The organism is Rhizobium oryzihabitans (assembly GCF_010669145.1).
Classification (GTDB): Bacteria; Pseudomonadota; Alphaproteobacteria; order Rhizobiales; family Rhizobiaceae; genus Agrobacterium; species Agrobacterium oryzihabitans.
The window spans coordinates 2,194,845-2,208,930 of the sequence record NZ_CP048632.1 but is presented as its reverse complement, the minus strand read 5'-3'; the positions used below and the strand labels follow the sequence as shown (position 1 = coordinate 2,208,930).

The window sequence follows — 14,086 nt, the reverse complement described above, 5'->3', positions numbered from 1 at the left end:
CAACCGTCTTTCAGTCGTTAAATTCCATGCCCATGCGCAAGCACCAGTCTCGGAGAGGCGCAAGTTCCGGATGCGAAAGCGCTGCGCCAAGATAGCGGAACGTCCTTGGCATATGTTGCATATAACCGGGTTTTCCATCCCGTTCCAACAGTCTTACCCAGATACCGGCCAGCTTGCAGTTGCGCTGCGCCGACATGATGGCGAAGGCCTTGAGGAAAGCGGTCTCCTCAAACGAAGGCGTGTTTCTTCTGCCGTCGAGATAGTGCGAAAGCAGACGCGCTTGCAGTTCGGGGGAGATGGTAACCCGGGCATCCTGCACGATGGAAGCGAGATCATAGGCGGTCGGGCCGATCATCGCGTCCTGAAAATCGATCAGTCCGACCTGCCGGATGCCGCTATTCTGCTGTTGCCAGATAATATTCGGAGAATGGAAATCGCGCAGCAGAAGCCCTGTTTCGCAATCGGCGAGCGTATCGATCAGCCTGTCCCATAGGGCGTAATAGTCGCTCTTTTCGCTATCGGTGAGCGGCTTGCCACGCTTATGGGGCAGATACCATTCCACCAGCAGCGACACCTCGATCTTCATCGCCTGCCGGTCGAAGGGCGGAACCTCATAGGTGCTGCCATCACCCACCGGCAGCAGATCGGGCCGGGGCGTCTGATGGAGGGCGGCGAGACAGGCGACGCTTTGCAGATAACGCTCCTCTATCGGCGTTCCGTCAGATGCCAGCACTCCGTCCCGTCCGAGGTCCTCCAGAAGGAGAATGCCCTGGTCTGTATCCGCCGCCAGAATCTCCGGCGCGCAAAAGCCGCTGTTTCCCAGATAGTTGCCGATCGCCACGAAGGAACGGGCATCCTGGGCGAGATGGGCGATTTCCGCATAGGTCTTGCCATCCGCGACGATCGCCCCTCTCAAGGGGCGTCGCCAGTCCATCAGGATAAGGTCCGAACCATCGGTGGAAATGGTCTCATAGGCGCGTGTGGAAGCATCGCCGCTCAGAAAACGGCGCGTCGCGTCGCCCATGCCATTTTTTGCGAGGAACGCGCGAATGGCAAAAACGCGCTCAAGCCGTGCTTTTTGCTTCGCGGGAGCGTCGATCACAGCCAGACGCCCTTCACCGGAATGGGTCAGCGTCAAGCTGATGGTCTGCTCGGGCGGCAGAACCTCGGCAGCCATATCCGGCCACTCGATCAGGCAGATACCGTCCTCCAGCATCTCGTCAATGCCGAGCTCGTCCAGTTCGGAGACATCCGAAAGCCGGTAGAGATCGAGATGCGCGACCGGAATACGTGTGGGGTAGGTCTGTATGATCGTGAATGTTGGGCTTGGAACTTCAAGATCCGGTGCGTCCGCCATCGCCCGGATGAAAGCACGGGCGAGGGTGGATTTGCCGGCACCGAGATCGCCGATGAGCGCAAGGCAATCCCCGGCCGTCAAAGCCAGCGCCAAATCTTCACCTAACCGGATGGTGTCTTTTTCCCCATCAAGGGAAATGGTGATTGGCAGGATATCGTCACTCATTCTGCGGCGATGGAATGCGGGCGCGTGGCGGAGGGAATGCGGCAGGTGACGATGGTGCCGTTACCGGGTCGGCTGTCGATGCTGACGGTGCCGTGATGCAGGCTGACGAAGCTTTCCACGATGGAAAGGCCAAGCCCCGCACCGGTTCGCCGTCCGCCATTGCCGCGCGTCTCGAAGCGGTCGAAGACGCTCTTCAGCATGTCTTCCGGGATGCCCGGGCCCTTGTCCGCCACCGAGAACAGGAAGTCGCCCTCGCTGCGCTGGCAGGAAAGCTGAACGACAGATCCTTCCGGCGCGAAATTGATCGCATTGGTCAGAAGCTTGATGAGGATCTGCTTCAGGCGCTGATGATCGGCCACCAGGCTGCCAAGATGGGCCGGTGCGACGACCTCGAGCGAAATGCCGCTCTCCTGCAGCCGGTCGGCGATCTGCACCGACACATCGTCAAGCAACTCGTTCAGGTCGTTTTCCGAATAATTCAGCTGCATGATGCCGGCATCGACGGTCGCGAGATCGAGAATATCGTTGACGATGGTCAGAAGAACCGAGGACGAGGTGGAAATATGGTCGAGATATTCCGCCTGCCGCTCCGTCAGTTCTCCAATACCCGGGGTCTTCAGGAGATCGGTGAAACCGATGATATTCGTCAGCGGCGAGCGCAATTCGTAGGAGACGTGCTGCACGAAATCGTTCTTCAACTCGTCTGCTTTGAGCAGTGCGTCGTTCTTTTCCTTGAGCGCCCGCTCGGCCCGCACGCTGTCTGTCATGTTGACGAAAGTCAGCATGGTCTGCGCGTCCGGCAGCGGAATGATGGCGTAGTCGAGCACGAGGCCGGAGAGCAGCTCAAGCGTGCCCTGCCTGGACGGACGCTCGTCGTCAAAGCTGGTGATGAACTGGCTGAAAGAACGCCAGCCGTCCGGCCTGTCATAGGATTGCGTGCAGGCCGTTTCGATCGCGCGGATGTGGGTGCCTGTTTCAGCCTGCTCCGCGGTAACGCCCCAAAGCGCCCGGAATGCCGGGTTGGAAAGGCGAATGCGCCCATCCGCACCGAACACGGCGACACCTTCGGCCAGATGGTCGATGGTTTCGCCCTGCACCTTCACCAGCGTGTTGTAGCGCATCTGCAGATCGACCTGTTCGGTCAGGTTCTCGAAGACCCAGGTCGCGCCGCCCTGCGGGTGGGCGGTTGCGATGACCCGCAGGGTCTGGCCGTTTGGCAGATGCCAGAGATCGGTCTTGGTATCGAGGGAACGATAGACGGAAAGCGCTGTCTCTTTCCAGTTTTTCCAGTTCAGCTGCTCCGGCAACTTGCCGGCGGTGCGCAGCCTGTCGAGAAGCTCGGAATTATCAGGGCCGGACTCGAGGAAAACCAGATCGAAACCCCACAGGGTTGCAAAAGCCTGATTGTAGAATTGCAGCCGCTGCCGGCCGTCGAAAATGGCGACGGGCGTTGCCAGATGATCCAGCGTTTCGGCGTGGCTTTTCAGAACCCGCTTGAGTTCCTCGCGGATGGTTTCCGCTTCGGTGGCGTCGATGGCGATGCCCGCGGACCCGCCCGCCGTCTTGATGTCGACAACATCAAAGAAGGTGCGATTTCCGGACACCACTGTCGAAATGCGGTCGTGATAAGGCGATTCCGGCGTTGCGGCCGCGCGTATCTTCTGCCGGGTAACGGTATTGAGAAGCTCGCGTTTTTCGTGAACGGCCTGGTCGGCATTGCGCGCATCCACTGCCTGCGCATAGGCGTGGTTGACCCAGGTGAGGTCACCTTCGCCATTGCGCCGCCAGACGGGCTGCTCGATCGAATCCAGAAGTTCCTGAAACGTCGAGACCGAGGCCACGAGGCGCTCGCGCTCCACCTGCAATTCGGCAAGCTCCGCACGCAGATTGTTGAGCGCGATGAAACGCGCAAAGGCATTGCCGCCGGAAACCCGGCCCTGAACCTCAATGACTTCGCCGCGCTGTGTCTCGATGGTCAGGTCGAAACTTTGCGCGTGGCTGCGCAGCTTTTCCAGTGATTTTTCAAGCTGGCTTGCGGATGCGGGTTTCAGCCAGCGCCCAAAGGCCAGAAAATCATGGTCGGCCTGCGGTGCGCCCGTTTCCACCGGCAATTGCCCGAGAAACTCCGGGCGCCTGTCCGCACCATCCCAGATGACGATGCGTCGGCTTTTGTCCGAGATCAGCGCTTCATATTTCGCGATCTTGTGGTGGGACTGGGCAAGTGCCTGGCGATATTCGCTGCTTTCCGCCTCTATATTGCCGCGCTGCCGCACCAGCCAGACGACGGAAAACAGCGTTGCTGACAGCATGCCGACAAAAAGCGAATAGGTGATTGTTTCTCCGGATGAAAACAGCCGTGCGCCGGTCTTTGCCGCAAGGCTGTCCTGCGCCAGCGCCATGCTTGCAGAGCCGGTGAGAATAGTACCCGACATCAGGACGGGAAGCCTCGCAAAGCCCGTCCGAACCGCACTGACGACCTGCCGGCAACGGCCAATAGCCGCGCTCAATGCCACGCCAGCATGCGTGTTTTCAACGCGTTGAACTGTCTGCTCGCGCAGATCCGAATTGTGAACCGTCATCCCCGGTCTGTCTCCGTCCTATGTGCCGCATCTTCGACAAGACATCCCATTTCGTCCCCGCCGCCCTTTGGCGTGTCCGAATCAAGTTCGATGACAATACCGCCTTCATAAATCTGCGGAAAGGGAGCGCGCAAAAAAGATGCCGCGCGCTTTGTCAAGCGCGCGGCATCTACATATTGTGTAATTTCAGTGGATATTAACTATGAAATTAATATCTGTAGTGTTCTGCCTTGAACGGGCCCTGCTTCGAGATGCCGATATAATCTGCCTGAACGTCGGTAAGTTCCGTCAGACGCACGCCGAGCTTCTCAAGATGAAGGCGTGCAACCTTTTCGTCGAGGTGCTTCGGCAGCACGTAAACCTCGTTCTTGTATTCGCCCTGCTTGGTGAAGAGTTCGATCTGACCAAGCACCTGGTTGGTGAAGGACGCAGACATGACGAAGGACGGGTGACCGGTGGCGTTGCCGAGGTTCAGCAGGCGGCCTTCGGACAGAAGGATGATGCGGTTGCCCTTCGGGAACTCGATCATGTCGACCTGCGGCTTGATGTTCGTCCACTTCAGGTTACGCAGCGATGCGACCTGAATTTCATTGTCGAAATGGCCGATATTGCCGACGATGGCCATGTCCTTCATCTCGCGCATATGCTCGATGCGGATCACGTCCTTGTTGCCGGTGGTGGTGATGAAGATATCGGCCGACGAAATGACATCTTCAAGACGAACAACTTCGAAACCGTCCATGGCGGCCTGAAGCGCGCAGATCGGGTCGATTTCGGTAACCTTGACGCGGGCGCCGGCACCCTGCAGCGAAGCGGCAGAACCCTTGCCCACATCGCCGTAACCGCAGACGACGGCGACCTTCCCGGCCATCATCACGTCGGTTGCGCGGCGAATGCCGTCCACCAGCGATTCCTTGCAGCCGTATTTGTTGTCGAACTTGGACTTGGTGACGCTGTCGTTGACGTTGATGGCCGGGAAGGGCAGGAGGCCCTTCTTGCTGAGGTCATAAAGGCGGTGAACGCCGGTCGTCGTTTCTTCGGTAACGCCCTTCAGCGCGTCGCGCTGCTTGGTGAACCAGCCGGGCGAAGCCTTCAGGCGCTTGTTGATCTGCGCGAAGAGGATCTCTTCTTCTTCGGAGCCGGGATTGGAAAGAACGTCCTCGCCGGCTTCGGCGCGCGCACCGAGCAGGATGTACATGGTGGCGTCGCCGCCATCGTCGAGGATCATGTTGGAGAGACCGCCATCGGTCCACTGGAAGATCTTGTCGGTATATTCCCAATATTCCGTCAGGCTTTCACCCTTGACGGCGAAGACCGGAATGCCGGCAGCCGCGATGGCAGCCGCAGCATGGTCCTGCGTCGAGAAAATGTTGCAGGACGCCCAGCGGATATCCGCGCCGAGTTCCTTGAGCGTCTCGATCAGAACGCCGGTCTGGATCGTCATGTGAAGAGAACCGGTGATGCGTGCGCCCTTCAGGGGCTTGCTCTCGCCGAATTCCTTGCGGCAGGACATCAGGCCAGGCATTTCGGTTTCGGCGATGTCCAGTTCCTTGCGGCCGAATGCGGCAAGGTTGATATCGGCGACGATGTAGTCCTTCTCAAGGCTCATGAGGTTCTCCAGATCAGAAATGCCGCGCCTGTCAGCCCGGCTTTTAAACGTAGCAGGGGTTTAGCAGGCCACAAACGATCTGGCAATGATGATATAAAGAAGTCTTTATGTCTTTATATGAGGAGAGGTCAGGCTTCTTCGCCGAAGCGGTCGGCGACAAGCGCCTCGAGTGCGGCAAGCGCTTCTTCCGCCTGGTTACCGCTTGCCTCGACATAGACGCTGCAGCCGGGGCTGGCCGCCAGCATCATGAGACCCATGATGGAAGTGCCGCCAACGGTCATGCCATCCTTGGAAACCGTGATCGTCGCGTCGAACCCCTCGACCATCTGCACGAACTTCGCGGATGCCCGGGCGTGGAGACCGCGTTTGTTGATGATCGGTAATTCCCGGGAGAATGGCGACATGGGCTGACTTCTCACTTGCCGCTCAAAACGCGGCTGGCGACGTTGATATATTTGCGGCCGGCGTCAGATGCATCCTGGAGCGCCTTGTCCATGTTGTCTTCGCTGCGAACGCCGGCGAGCTTTATCAGCATGGGAAGATTGACGCCGGCGATGACTTCGACATTGCCGTTATTCATGACGGAAATCGCGAGATTGGAGGGCGTGCCGCCGAACATATCCGTCAGGATAATGACGCCATTGCCATCATTGGCGCGTGTGACGGCGTCGATGATATCCTGCCGGCGCTGATCCATGTCGTCTTCGGGACCGATACAGACCGTCTCGATCAATTTCTGGGGACCGACGACATGCTCCAACGCATGGCGAAACTCCTCAGCCAGCTTGCCATGGGTGACAAGCACTAGTCCGATCATGAAATGCTCCCTTGCACACGCACTCTCATTGCCGACTATCGCAACGCGGCAATCCTGTCCATCGGTGGGATTTCATCTTGATGAGGAAAATGCGAATCGCAAGCCTAAAATCGCCCGAATCACGGTCGCTTCACATTCGTTTTAAAAAGATTTTGAGCAAGTGCAGCAAATTTTCCATAGGGCGTAAGACTGGAAAGCGGAATGCGCAGAAGCGGAAGATGCCCGCCGCAGGGTAGCAACACCACCTCGTCATCTTCAGGAAGTCTTGGGTTTTCGGGTGAAAGAACTGTCGTAACGGCGAAATCCAGTGGCGCACTCGCAATGCTTTTGAGTGAAACAATGCCGCTGCCGCGCAGTTCCAGCAATCCGGCGATTGCTTCCGGCCGCTCTGCAATGATGGTTTCGCCATCGCGATACACGAAAATCTGATCGTCCGCGATCAGTGCTGCCGTCAATCCGCAGCGTTCAGCCTCGACCAGGAAGCTGAAGGCAAGCTCGCTTTTGCCGCTGCCGGAGGGTCCGGTGAAGAGGATGCCGGTGTCGTCTACGACGATGGCGGTAGCGTGCAGGTTGAAGCGTTCAGCGTTCATGGGTCTCGGCCGCCGGCAGCGACAGGGTGAAGCGCGCGCCGGAAATCACGCCGTATTTGTCGACAACATTTTCCGCCCTGAGGCTTCCGCCATGGGCTTCGGCGATCTGGCGGCTGATGGAAAGGCCAAGGCCGGAATTCTGCCCGAAGCCTTCGCTGGCCGGCCGATCGGTGTAGAAGCGCTCGAAAATCCGGTCGATATCTTCTGCCTGAATGCCGGGTCCGTTATCTTCCACCTGCACAAGGCAACGATCCTTGTGGCGGGAAAGGCGCACGGTGATACGGCCGCTTTCCTCTGCAACGAAAGATCGCGCATTCTCGATGAGGTTAGTGACGATCTGGCCTATGCGAAGATCGTGGCCATTCACCACGAAAGAGGTCTTGGTGCCCGCCTTCCGGTCGACGACATAGTCGATCGTCACGCTTTTCTTTTTGGTGCTTATCTGGCGGGATATATCCACCAGACCCTTCATCAGGACATCAAGATCGAGCGGCGAGGCATCGGCGCGCGCCAGCTCGGCATCGAGCCGCGAGGCATCCGAAATATCGCTGATGAGGCGGTCGAGGCGGCGCACATCGTGGAAAATGATCTCAGTGAGGCGCTGCTTGGACTCTTCGGTCTTGGCGCGCGGCAGCGTTTCAACGGCACTGCGCAGCGACGTCAGCGGGTTTTTGAGCTCGTGGCTGACGTCGGCAGCGAAACTTTCGATCGCATCGATACGATCGTAAAGTGCGGTCGTCATTTCACGCAACGCTATCGAGAGGTTGCCGATCTCGTCCTGACGCGCTGAGAAATCCGGTATTTCCTCACGGGTTCTCGCCCCGCGGCGCACACGGATCGCGGCGGCCGAAAGCCGCCGCAGCGGCGTGGCGATGGTGGAGGAGAGGAGCAGCGACAGCACGATATTGACCAGCGTGGCGATGCCGAAGACGCGCATGATCGCAAGGCGTTCCGCATGCACGATCTTGTCGATATCGCCTGCCTGCGTCGACAGCAGCAGCACGCCGAGCACGGCCCGGAAGCGCTGCACCGGCACGGCAACCGAAACGATCAGCTCGCCCTTTTCGGTGACGCGCACGACGGCGCCACGCACGCCGGTCAGTGCATTCATCACTTCCGGATAGATTGAGCCGTCGCCGCCCGGTGCTTCCTTGTATTGCGGCAGGCTGCTTGGTTGCAGCATGCGGTTGAACATGCTGGTGAACCATTCACCCCAGGTCTGGGTTTCCGGCGTCACCGGCGGCAGATCGAAGCGCAGGACCTGCCCGCGGGAATAAAGATGGCGGGAATCGAGAAGCAGGTTGGCGTCGGCATCGAACAGACGCGCGCGTGTGCGGGTCGGTGAAATCAGCCGGCGCAGCACCGGGGCCACCCGTTCCGGATTGATCGGGAAACTTAAGTCCTCGTCATTGAGGGCAGGGGTGATGCTCTGCCCCGCCTGCAATTCGAGAAGCTTTTCCGGATTGATGGTGATCGAGTTGGTGTCAACAGAGGCGGAGGCGGAAATGGCGCCAGCAATGATTTCGCCCTGTGTCAGAAGGCTCTCCACCCGCGCATCGATCAGCCCCTCGCGGAACTGGTTGAGGTAGAGAATGCCGCCGACCAGAACGACCGTCGCTGCGACGTTGAAGAAAAGAATACGGCGCGTGAGGCTGGAAAACACCGCATTGCCGAAGATGCGCCGGATAATCGTCAGTGGATGGATACGATGGCGGCGTTCGCTGCCGCGATCTTCGGCATCGTCACTGTCCGAGACGGTTTCCGGCGTTTTCTTCAACACGTATTTAAGTCCTCGCCACCACTCGTCGGGTGGTCTCTTCCGCTTGGCGCGCTTGTTTAAGCTGCTTCGCGGAAGCGATATCCTACGCCATAAAGCGTTTCAATCATATCGAAGTCGCCGTCGACCAATTTGAACTTCTTGCGAAGGCGTTTGATGTGGCTGTCGATCGTGCGGTCGTCCACATAGACCTGTTCGTCATAGGCGGCATCCATCAGCGCGTCGCGGCTTTTCACCACGCCCGGCCTCTGTGCCAGCGAATGCAGGATGAGGAATTCGGTCACGGTGAGTGTTACCGGTTCACCCTTCCAGGTGCAGGTGTGGCGCTCCTGGTCCATGGCGAGCTGTCCGCGTTCAAGCGTGCGCGCCTGCTGGTCCGCAGTCGGTTTCGCCGCGCCGCCACCGGCAACGGGGGAAGCATCGCGGCTGCTGGCGCGGCGCAGGATGGCCTTGACGCGCTCCACCAGAAGGCGCTGCGAAAAAGGCTTTGTGATGAAATCGTCAGCGCCCATCTTCAGGCCGAACAATTCGTCGATCTCTTCGTCCTTGGACGTCAGGAAGATAACGGGAATATCCGATTTCTGGCGAAGACGCCGCAAAAGCTCCATGCCGTCCATGCGGGGCATCTTGATGTCGAAAATGGCGAGCTGCGGCGGGCGGGCGATCAGCCCGTCAAGCGCGGACGCGCCGTCCGTATACGTTTCGACCCGGTACCCTTCGGCTTCGAGCGCGATCGATACCGAAGTGAGAATGTTCCGGTCATCGTCGACAAGCGCGATAGTCTGCATGTAGTTGGTCTCCATCGTCATTTTCTCGTAACTCCCGACATCCACCCAGCCAAGGTTGTGCGCCGTGAGCCACTCTCTTGAGTATAAAGGTGGAACAAATTGTGGCAAAGGAAATCTCGCAGCCAAATCCGCAGCGCGATCAGGGGATTTCGGTGAAAACGCCGCAGCCGGATTTTAATGCGTCTTCAACCGATTTAAAAAGAAATAAAATCTTTTAAATCGATTAATATATTGAAATCACTAAGTTTTTTAAAGTGAAGCTCTTGCGTTTCTAAAAGCCGCCACGTATTTTCCGAGGAAATTTCAACGTCCTTATCGTCATTAACAAGGAACGCGTCATGAACGAGCTTGGGGTTCATAATCCTGCCAATGGAGTTGCGGAACTCGGACTGGGCGAGGCCTCCCGCGTCTTTTATAACCTCAATGAGAGCGAATTATACGAAGAGGCGATCCGCAACGGCGAGGCTGAACTGACCATCGATGGTGCGCTGCGCGCCGTCACCGGTCAGCATACGGGCCGCTCGCCGAAGGATAAGTTCGTCGTTCGTGATGCCTCCACCGAGAACACCATCTGGTGGGACAACAACAAGCCTTTGTCGCCGGAAAATTTCGAGCTGCTGCGCCAGGACATGCTGGCCCATGCCGCCGGCAAGACACTTTACGTGCAGGATCTGATCGGCGGCGCCGATGAGGAAAACGCGCTGCCAACACGCGTCGTCACCGAGCTTGCCTGGCATTCGCTGTTCATCCGCAATCTGCTGATCCGCCCGAAGCAGGAGAAACTGGCGGGCTTCAAGCAGAAGCTGACCATCATCAACCTGCCGAGCTTCAAGGCAGATCCCGCCCGTCACGGCGTGCGTACGGAAACTGTCATCGCCTGCGATCTCACCAATGGTCTCGTCCTCATCGGCGGCACCTCCTATGCCGGCGAAAACAAGAAGTCCGTCTTCACGGTGCTGAACTACCTTCTGCCGGCCAAGGGCGTGATGCCGATGCATTGCTCGGCCAATGTGGGTCCCGAGGGTGATTCCGCCGTGTTCTTCGGTCTCTCCGGCACCGGCAAGACCACGCTTTCGGCCGATCCGTCGCGCACGCTGATCGGCGACGACGAACATGGCTGGGGTGAGCATGGCATCTTCAATTTCGAAGGTGGTTGCTACGCCAAGGCGATCAAGCTTTCGGCGGAAGCCGAGCCGGAAATCTATGCCGCGACCCGCCGTTTCGGCACGGTTCTCGAAAACGTCGTGCTGGACGAAAACCGCGTTCCTGATTTCAACGACAATTCGCTGACGGAAAACACCCGCAGCGCCTATCCGCTGCACTTCATTCCGAATGCATCGGAAACGGGCATTGCCGGCCATCCGAAGACGATCATCATGCTGACGGCGGATGCTTTCGGTGTGCTGCCGCCGATCGCGCGTCTGACGCCGGAACAGGCCATGTACCACTTCCTCTCCGGTTACACCGCAAAGGTTGCCGGCACGGAAAAAGGCGTGACTGAACCGGAAGCAACCTTCTCCACCTGCTTCGGCGCGCCCTTCATGCCGCGCCATCCGGCGGAATACGGCAACCTGCTGCGTGAGCTGATTGGCAAGCATGGCGTCGATTGCTGGCTGGTCAACACTGGCTGGACCGGCGGCGCTTACGGCATCGGCAAGCGCATGCCCATCAAGGCGACCCGCGCGCTTCTGACGGCGGCACTTACCGGTGAGCTCAAGGGTGCCGAATTCCGCACCGATGCGAATTTCGGCTTCGCCGTGCCGCTGTCGCTGGAAGGCGTCGATAGCGCGATCCTCGATCCGCGTTCGACCTGGGCCGATGGTGCAGCTTACGATGCGCAGGCGAAGAAGCTGGTTTCCATGTTCGTCACGAACTTCACCAAGTTCGAAGATCATGTGGACAGCAAGGTTCGCGACGCTGCACCTGGCCTGCTGCTCGCGGCTGAATGAATGAAGCCTCATTTATGAGGAGGAGGGGACCCGGCCTTGTGCCGGGTTCTTTCGTTTGGCCTGCTGTTTTCATTTTTTGTGATCTGTGGCATCACCGGCGCGGAGAAAGATCATGGCCAGCGACGCGCTTTACATCAGCAACCGTATTACCATCGCCGGCTGGGAGCTGACGGAGCAATTCGTGCTGGCCGGTGGTCCCGGCGGCCAGAATGTCAACAAGGTCTCGACGGCGGTCCAGCTGTTTTTAGACATCGCCAATTCACCTTCCCTGCCAGACCGGGTAAAGGCAAACGCCCTGCGGCTGGGCGGCCGGCGCGTTTCGAAAGAAGGCGTGCTGATGATCGAGGCGAGCCGGTTTCGCAGCCAGGAGCGCAATCGGGAAGATGCCCGTGATCGGCTGAAGGAACTGATCCTTGAAGCCGCCGCCCCGCCGCCACCGGTGCGCAAGGCCACCAAGCCGACCAAAGGCTCGGTCGAGCGCCGCCTCAAGGCAAAGTCCGGACGTTCGGACGTGAAGAAAATGCGTGGCAAACCGTCAGGCGAATAGGCGGCAGACGGCGAAATGTTTCGCACTTGTCATAGAGCCTCAAATATCGTCTGGTAAGCATCCCTACAACCAAGGAGGGTGCTATGGGTCTGTTCAATTTCATCAAGGAAGCGGGAAAGAAGCTTGGTATCGGCGGTGGTGATGATGCCCCCGATGTCGAAGCGGTCAAAAAGGAACTCGCTTCCCACGATCTCGGCACGGACAAGGTTCAGGTCGAAGTGGTGGACGACAAGGTCGTTCTGAAGGGCGAAGTGGCCGATCAGTCGGTTTTCGAAAAGGCGGTCATCGCGGTTGGCAATACGCTCGGCATTTCCAAGGTCGAGGCGGGTGAACTGAAGGTCGCCGAAGCGCCGGCGAAAGAACCCGTCTTCTACACGGTCAAGAAGGGCGACAATCTCTGGAAGATCGCCGAAGCGCAATATGGCAAGGCCAATGGTGCGAAGAACAACATCATCTTCGAAGCCAACAAGCCGATGCTGACTCACCCCGATAAAATCTATCCCGGTCAGGTCCTGCGTATTCCAGACCTTGCGTAATAACGGCTTTTAACCGCTGCAGTGGAGATGCCGCCTCGCGCGGCATCTTTTACAGCTTGCGAAGCGCCACCGTGTCGATCAGGTGGTTCTTTCCCTTGCGCAAGATAAGGTCGGCGCGCGGTCGCGTGGGCACGATGTTCTGGCGCAGGTTCTTCAGGTTGATGTTTTGCCAGAGACCCTCGGCAATGCTGAGTGCTGCTTCCTCGCTGATCGATGCATAGCGATTGAAGAACGAATTCGGGTCGCGGAACGCGGTTTGCCGCAGATTCATGAACCGGTTCACATACCAGTTGTGAATGAAGTCCTCGTCAGCATCGATATAGATCGAGAAATCGAAGAAATCGGAAACGATCGGTACGATCCGCCCGCCCGCCGGCAGGTCGCGCGATTGCAGAACGTTGATGCCTTCGAAGATCAGGATGTCCGGCTGGTCGATGACAGTGAATTCGTTCGGCAAAACGTCATAGGTCAGGTGGGAATAGCGCGGGGCCTTCACATTCGGTTGGCCCGCCTTGATCGCCGAGAGGAAACGCAGCAAAGCGCCGATATCGTAGCTCTCCGGAAAGCCCTTGCGCTCCATCAGGTTTTCGCGCCGCAGCACCTCGTTCGGGTAAAGAAACCCGTCGGTGGTGATGAGATCGACTTTCGGGCTGGAGGGCCAGCGGGCCAGAAGCTCCTTCAGGATACGCGCCGTTGTTGATTTGCCAACGGCCACCGACCCGGCAATGCCGATGACGAAAGGCGTCTTGTTTACGTCCGCCATATTCAGGAAGCGGTTGCGCTGTTCGAAAAGCAGCTGCGACGCTTCCACATGCGATGACAAGAGGCGCGACAGCGAAAGATAGATCCGCCGCACTTCGTCCAGATCGATCGGGTCGTCCAGCGAACGCAGCCTTTTCACCTCGTCGGCGGAAAGGGTGAGTGGCGTGTCGGCGCGAAAATTCGCCCATTCTTCAGAGCTGAAGAAGTGGTAGGGCGAATATTCATCCGGGCGGAAATGATCGAGTGTGCTCGGCATGCCTCTCTCCCCGCTGCCTGCCTTGACGTTCATGATGTCGGCCTCGCTGCCTTTTCCGCAAGCCCGGTCTGTCCGGTTCGGCGCTCCAGCTCGGCAAAAACATCGGCAAGCGGAATGTCGGCAATCTTCAGCACCACCATCAGGTGATAAAGCAGATCGGCGGCCTCGTTTTTCAGCCCGTCGCGGTCTTTCGCGATGGCGGCGATGACGGCCTCAACCGCCTCTTCGCCCAGTTTTTTAGCCGCACGTTCCTGACCCGCCGCAACAAGTTTGGCTGTCCAGGATTCATCGGGAGAGGCGGCGGCGCGTGTCGCGACGATGCGCTCCAGATCGGAAAGGGAAAATGCACTCATG

Annotated in this window: 13 protein-coding genes; 3 read left to right on the top strand and 10 right to left on the bottom strand. The window is 58.5% G+C overall.

The features are described 5' to 3' along the window. Positions 1 to 10: 10 nt before the first annotated feature. The 8 genes from tsaE to chvI form a co-directional block, all read right to left on the bottom strand. The gene (gene tsaE, locus G3A56_RS11490; RefSeq protein WP_082183310.1) at positions 11 to 1,522 is read right to left on the bottom strand and encodes a tRNA (adenosine(37)-N6)-threonylcarbamoyltransferase complex ATPase subunit type 1 TsaE; all 1,512 of its coding nucleotides are present in this window, start codon (positions 1,520 to 1,522) and stop codon (positions 11 to 13) included. Further along, a complete protein-coding gene (locus G3A56_RS11485) occupies positions 1,519 to 4,101 on the bottom strand; it encodes a sensor histidine kinase (protein ID WP_082183312.1) in 2,583 nt (860 codons plus the stop codon). The genes tsaE and G3A56_RS11485 overlap by 4 nt, the downstream gene beginning before the upstream one ends. A gap of 208 nt (positions 4,102 to 4,309) precedes the next feature. Beyond that, entirely contained in the window at positions 4,310 to 5,710 is a 1,401-nt protein-coding gene (gene ahcY / locus G3A56_RS11475; RefSeq protein ID WP_003492844.1) for an adenosylhomocysteinase, read from the bottom strand. A 128-nt stretch (positions 5,711 to 5,838) separates the two neighbouring features. Next, positions 5,839 to 6,114 carry an HPr family phosphocarrier protein gene (locus G3A56_RS11470; RefSeq protein WP_003492846.1) on the bottom strand — a complete coding sequence of 92 codons (276 nt, stop codon included), beginning with the start codon at positions 6,112 to 6,114 and terminating at the stop codon, positions 5,839 to 5,841. Positions 6,115 to 6,125: 11 nt separating this feature from the next. Beyond that, entirely contained in the window at positions 6,126 to 6,527 is a 402-nt protein-coding gene (locus G3A56_RS11465; protein ID WP_035222011.1) for a PTS sugar transporter subunit IIA, read from the bottom strand. A gap of 119 nt (positions 6,528 to 6,646) precedes the next feature. Further along, entirely contained in the window at positions 6,647 to 7,117 is a 471-nt protein-coding gene (locus G3A56_RS11460; RefSeq protein ID WP_082183315.1) for an HPr kinase/phosphorylase, read from the bottom strand. After that, positions 7,107 to 8,897: a two-component system sensor histidine kinase ChvG gene (gene chvG / locus G3A56_RS11455; RefSeq protein WP_164056380.1), complete on the bottom strand. Its 1,791-nt coding sequence runs from the start codon at positions 8,895 to 8,897 to the stop codon at positions 7,107 to 7,109. Before chvG ends, G3A56_RS11460 begins: the two co-directional genes overlap by 11 nt. A 56-nt stretch (positions 8,898 to 8,953) precedes the next feature. Further along, positions 8,954 to 9,682 carry a two-component system response regulator ChvI gene (gene chvI, locus G3A56_RS11450; RefSeq protein WP_080600208.1) on the bottom strand — a complete coding sequence of 243 codons (729 nt, stop codon included), beginning with the start codon at positions 9,680 to 9,682 and terminating at the stop codon, positions 8,954 to 8,956. A 338-nt stretch (positions 9,683 to 10,020) separates the two neighbouring features. On the opposite strand from chvI, the gene G3A56_RS11445 reads away from it, so the two are divergent. The 3 genes from G3A56_RS11445 (at position 10,021) to lysM (ending at position 12,714) form a co-directional block, all read left to right on the top strand. After that, positions 10,021 to 11,631 carry a phosphoenolpyruvate carboxykinase gene (locus tag G3A56_RS11445; RefSeq protein WP_082183319.1) on the top strand — a complete coding sequence of 537 codons (1,611 nt, stop codon included), beginning with the start codon at positions 10,021 to 10,023 and terminating at the stop codon, positions 11,629 to 11,631. A 112-nt stretch (positions 11,632 to 11,743) separates the two neighbouring features. After that, positions 11,744 to 12,178 (top strand): alternative ribosome rescue aminoacyl-tRNA hydrolase ArfB, encoded by a 435-nt coding sequence (arfB, locus tag G3A56_RS11440; protein WP_082183322.1) that lies wholly within the window; start codon positions 11,744 to 11,746, stop codon positions 12,176 to 12,178. Positions 12,179 to 12,261: 83 nt separating this feature from the next. Continuing rightward, positions 12,262 to 12,714, top strand: coding sequence for a peptidoglycan-binding protein LysM (gene lysM, locus G3A56_RS11435; RefSeq protein ID WP_003492864.1), 453 nt, complete (start codon positions 12,262 to 12,264; stop codon positions 12,712 to 12,714). 49 nt (positions 12,715 to 12,763) lie between these two features. On the opposite strand, the gene coaA is transcribed toward lysM, so the two are convergent. Then, the gene (gene coaA, locus G3A56_RS11430) at positions 12,764 to 13,765 is read right to left on the bottom strand and encodes a type I pantothenate kinase (protein ID WP_175414383.1); all 1,002 of its coding nucleotides are present in this window, start codon (positions 13,763 to 13,765) and stop codon (positions 12,764 to 12,766) included. Further along, the gene (locus tag G3A56_RS11425; protein WP_082183323.1) at positions 13,762 to 14,085 is read right to left on the bottom strand and encodes a phosphoribosyl-ATP diphosphatase; all 324 of its coding nucleotides are present in this window, start codon (positions 14,083 to 14,085) and stop codon (positions 13,762 to 13,764) included. The genes coaA and G3A56_RS11425 overlap by 4 nt, the downstream gene beginning before the upstream one ends. Position 14,086 lies beyond the last annotated feature (1 nt).